This is a genomic window from Leptotrichia sp. (assembly GCF_057270615.1).
Genome location: NZ_DBHIXN010000087.1, coordinates 1 through 5,114 on the forward strand (window position 1 = coordinate 1; position 5,114 = coordinate 5,114).

At 29.0% G+C, this 5,114-nt stretch carries 2 protein-coding genes and 1 pseudogene; all 3 read left to right on the plus strand.

Annotated elements, in window-relative coordinates:
• The first annotated feature begins 389 nt into the window (after positions 1 to 389).
• A complete protein-coding gene (locus tag ACO409_RS10120) occupies positions 390 to 905 on the plus strand; it encodes a YceB family lipoprotein (protein ID WP_485556919.1) in 516 nt (171 codons plus the stop codon).
• Between the two features lie 227 nt (positions 906 to 1,132).
• Positions 1,133 to 4,504, plus strand: coding sequence for an SNF2-related protein (locus tag ACO409_RS10125; RefSeq protein WP_485556921.1), 3,372 nt, complete (start codon positions 1,133 to 1,135; stop codon positions 4,502 to 4,504).
• 134 nt (positions 4,505 to 4,638) lie between these two features.
• A pseudogene (locus ACO409_RS10130) lies at positions 4,639 to 4,941 on the plus strand (helix-turn-helix domain-containing protein); the annotation flags it as partial.
• Between the last annotated feature and the right edge of the window lie 173 nt (positions 4,942 to 5,114).

Sequence of the window (5,114 nt, forward strand, 5' to 3'; positions counted from 1 at the left end):
TAATTGAGCATAATTTGGATGTAATCAAGGTTGCGGATCACATTATTGATATAGGACCTGAAGGTGGTTACAAAGGTGGACAGATTATTGCAGAAGGGACTCCTGAAGAAATTGCAGGGAATGAAGGGTCTTGGACTGGGAAATTTTTAAAGAAGTATTTAAAAAAAGATTCTTGATGGAATTTTGTAGCAAGTGATAATAGTAAATTTTATCAAATAGTCAGTAAATAAAATAAAATTTTGGATTTAAAAGATAAAACTAATTTTAAAAATATGAAATAATAAATAATATTTTGTATGATTAATTAGAATAGTTTTAGTCATCTAAAGTTTAAAAATATTATTTTTAATGACTAAAGTACAAAAAAGAAAAGGAGAATGAGATTGGTTATGAGAAAAAGAAATTGGTTTTTTAAAATAGCGCTAGTTATTATTATAACGGTGTTTGGAATAATTTCTTGTGATTTTTTGGCAAATAAGACATTTAGAGTGCCAGATTCTATGATTACTAAGGAATTGAACAAAAAATTTCCAATTGAAAAGAATTTTTTGCTGGGAAAAGTTGGGCTTAAAAGTCCTGTGATGAATTTTAAAGGAGATAGACTTTATTTTTCGGCTGATTATGATGTTTCACTTTTGGCAGGAAAAGCTAGAGGATCGATATTTTTAAACAGTCAAGTAAAATTTGATCCAAAAACAAATAAACTTTATTTAGTGGACTTGGACATTACTAAAATTACTGATGAAAAGGGTAATAAAATAGATGATTCAGTTATGGCACAATCTATAAAATCACTCGTTTCAAATTATTTGGAAACTAACGAAGTTTATACTTATGACAATGATAAAAAAGTCAAAGTAAAAAATATGTTTATAAAAGATGGAAAATTATTTGTTCAAACTTAATAAAATATTTTAAAATTACAGCAAGATTTCGGTTTTGCTGTTTTTTTGTTGAAAAAATGCAAATTCTTTGGTAAGATAATATTTATAGCAAAACTGATTTAAAACTAAACTCAAAAGCTATGACTATTTTACTCAAACCCTAAGTTTATATGATCTTTAATAGTTTAATCTTAAATGGGTTCGAGTATAGTATAAATTGAGAATATTTTTTGAAAGGAAAGTAAAAGTTGGAAAGAATATTTGACAGATTGAGAAAATTAACTTCTTTGTCTATTGTGGATAGGGGAGTTGAGTATTTTAATAAGCAAAAAGTAAAATTAATGATGTTTATGAAAAAAGATGATAAAATAGTGGTGGAATCACAAGTTGATGGGAATTATAAAAATGTTTATAATGTTAGTATAACTTATTTTTATGAAGATGGAAAGTCAGATAATAGAATTATATATAGTTGTGATTGTCCCAACTTTAAAGATACAAAAAAACCTTGCAAGCATATTATTGCAACTGGGATGGCTGCGGATGCTGAAATTAAGGCTGGAAATATTTATTTTAAGGAAAATAGGGAATTTAAAAGAGAAAAAGAAGATAAGAATAGCAGTAATCGTATGAAAATTGCAAAAGATGAAGAGTATGATGAAATTTTTAAGGAAGCTAAAAAATTTTTAAGAGAAGAAAAAGAAAATATTTATGAGAAGATTGAAGAAGAAAAAATTAAAGAATTTAGGGAAAAGCTGGAAAAATTAAAAAAAAGAATTGATAAAACTAAAATTCCAGATTCAGAAAAAAACGAGTATAAGCTGGCACTTGAAATAGAGCAATTATCATCTACAGTATCAGCGTTAAGAGTAAAGGCAGGAGAAAAAAGTTTAAATTACATAAAGGATTTAGAGTCTTTTATTTATTCAGTAGAAAATGAGCAGTTTTATGAAGTTACTAAAAAAAATATTTATAATCCAGATTTGCATTATTTTAATGAAACAGATAAAAAGGTGATAGAAAACCTTAGCAACTATTTTAAGAAAAAAAATGAGTTTGGAATGAATTTTAATAATAATTATTATTATTATGGAAATCCGCAAGGTGAAATGATGAATCCAATGCTGGCAGAACAGATATTTTCAGCCATAGAAAATAAAAAGACGATAAGATCTGGCAGCAAGACAATTTATGTGACTGGAGAATACGAGCCAATATTTGCGTTTCAAAAAGATAAATTTGGAAAAGAGAAAATAATTCTAAGGGATTTTGTAGTTTTATCATCAGCAAGTCGTTATTTTACCTTAAAAAACGGTGTGTCAAATATTGAAAAATTTCATAAAATGAGTGATGCAGAGTGGGAAATAATAAATGCTCTTACAGAGGGAACTAAGAAGGGGACAGAATATCTGAATGAAGTATCAGGAAAGCTGTTTAATGAAATAAAAGAAATACTTTTAAAATATGAAATTCCAATTGCTAAGATAACGGAAAAGTATGGAACAGTAAATATTTTTGTAGAGGAAGGCAATGGGAAAAATAAGCTTCAAGTAACAATTTCCTGCCTTGAGGAAAGTATTCAGACAGATAATGAATATTTTATTCCTAAGAAAAATAAAAATCTTCAAAAGGAGATTTCTGAAGATTTTCAAAAATATGCAGATGCCCAGATTGTTGATTCAGAGTATAGAACTTATGTTGGATTTAGAACAAAACAGTTAAAATCAGATGATATTGTACTATCAATTGATAAAAGTGAATTTTTAGCAGTAGCTGACATTATTGATGAAAAGTATTCTGAAGAGGTAAATATTAATGTGAGTGATAAAATAAAAAAAGTTCGTAAAATTGGTGTGGATGTTAATATAAGATCTGCTGGAAATGAACTTTTTAGTGTAAATTTCAATATTGAGGGAATTGATGTAAGAGATGTTGAAACAGTTCTGGAATCGGTAAGAAATGAAGAGAAATTTGTGACATTGTCAAGCGGTGAACTTGTGAAAATTGCCAATAGGAGCACTGAAGAAATGGTCGGAATTGTTGATGCAATGAACGATTTGAGAATTGGTGAAAATAAAATTTCTAAAATAAAGGCATTGCAGCTGGCACAGGTTTCTAGCAGTATTAACAAGGAATTGAATGAAATTGAGGAATTTAAGCAGCTTTTTCAGAAAATAAGAAAACGTGAAAATAAGGAGCCATTAAATATAAAGGTAAAATTATTTCCATATCAGCAAATTGGGTTTAATTGGCTTAAAAATATGTATGACATTGGATTTGGCGGAGTTTTGGCAGATGATATGGGGCTTGGGAAAACTTTGCAGGCAATTTCGCTTATTTCGGAAATTCAGCTGGAAAATGAAGATTTGCTTGGGATAATTATTGTTCCAACTTCACTTTTGCATAACTGGAAGGAGGAATTTTATAAATTTTCGTATATAAAGCCGATTCTTGTAGAAGGGAATGCTGAAACAAGGAAAGAATTGATTGAAAAAACAGAAAGAGGAATTTTAATAACGACTTATCAGACTTTTAGAAATGATGTGAAAAATTATAAGGATAAAAAATTTGATGTGGCGATATTGGATGAAGCACAAAATATAAAAAATGTATCTTCTCTTGTAAAAAAAGCGACAGGCAAGTTAGAAAGTGCTGTAAACTTTGCTTTGACAGGAACTCCGATTGAAAATAGCATTATGGAACTTTGGTCAATTTTTGACTTTATTTTGCCTGGTTATCTTGATAACATAACAAAATTTAGAAAAAAATATAAAAATTCATTAAATAATCCAGATTCAAAAAAAATATTTAATTTGAAAAATATAGTTTCTCCATTTATTCTGCGAAGAACAAAAAATGAAGTGCTGACAGAATTGCCTGAAAAAGTTGAAAATAATATGATTGTAGAATTGAGCAAAGAGCAAAAAAAGCTGTATATGGCTTATGTTAAAAGGGCGAAGAAGGAGCTTAGGGGATTTGACAAGGAGGAAAATAACAATTTAAAAGTTTTGGCAATTTTGACAAAATTACGGCAAATTTGTAATTCACCACAATTATTTGATGAAAATTATACTGGGGAAGTTGCTAAAATTGAGTTGTTAAAGGAATTAATGCCTGATATTTTATCAAATGGACATAGAATACTTATATTTTCACAATTTTTAGGAACATTGGAAGAAATAAAGGAAGAATTGGAAAAAGAAAAAGTAGAATATTTTTACATTGATGGAAGTGTAAAGTCCAAAGAAAGAATGGAAATTTCTAAAAAATTCAATTCAGGCGAAGGGCAAGTTGTCTTAATTTCGCTAAAAGCTGGAGGAACAGGACTAAATTTAGTTGGAGCAGATGTTGTAATTCACTATGATCCGTGGTGGAATTTTGCCGTAGAAAATCAGGCAAGCGATAGAGCCCACAGAATCGGTCAGAAAAAGAGTGTTCAAGTCATTAAACTTATAACAGAAGGAACAATTGAGGAAAAAATAATAAAAATTCAGGAAAATAAGCGAACTTTAAGTGAAAATATTTTAGGAAAAAATAATGAAAATAATAATAAGGATTCAAAAGAGATTTTTGAGATGGATGAAAAGGAATTGATGGAGCTTTTGAATTTTGAGAAATAATTTATTTAATAAAATAAAAAAAATAATTTCTTATTGTTGTGAGATAATACATATGTGACAAGAATATACAAAAAAAGAAAGGTTTCTGATATAATGTAAGCCAACCAAAACCACATTAAGGAGAAACCTTTCATATGAGTAGTATATCAGAAATATACCGTGTTCGTCAACGGGCAATTGCGTATGCAATAAAACATAATAATAATTCAAAGGCAGCAGTGAAGTATAAGACATCACGTCAGCAGATAAAACGTTGGAGAGACAGATACGACGGCACAGTCCAGTCTCTTCTGCCAAAAAGCAGAAGACCTAAGAGCCACCCAAACCAGCACACGCAAGAAGAAATAGAACTGGTTATGAAAAAATACAGGAAATTTGGCTATGAAGGGCTGGCAGAAGTTTATGTCAAAGCAATAAAGGAAGGCTACAGCCGTACATAATACAACAACATATCAAGAAAAGTACTAGGCTTTAAGAGTCCAAATGAAGTATTAAAAGAGTACAAGCAAAATCATTAGGTTAAAGCTACATTAGGAAAGAAATATTTTTTTTAATATATTTTTGTAACAAATGTTTGACATCTATACAAAAAAATACTTGACAAAAAACG

Bases quoted from the DNA above. Each gene is read 5' to 3' on its own strand.
- ACO409_RS10120 (WP_485556919.1), top strand. From the start codon at position 390: ATGAGAAAAAGAAATTGGTTTTTTAAAATAGCGCTAGTTATTATTATA.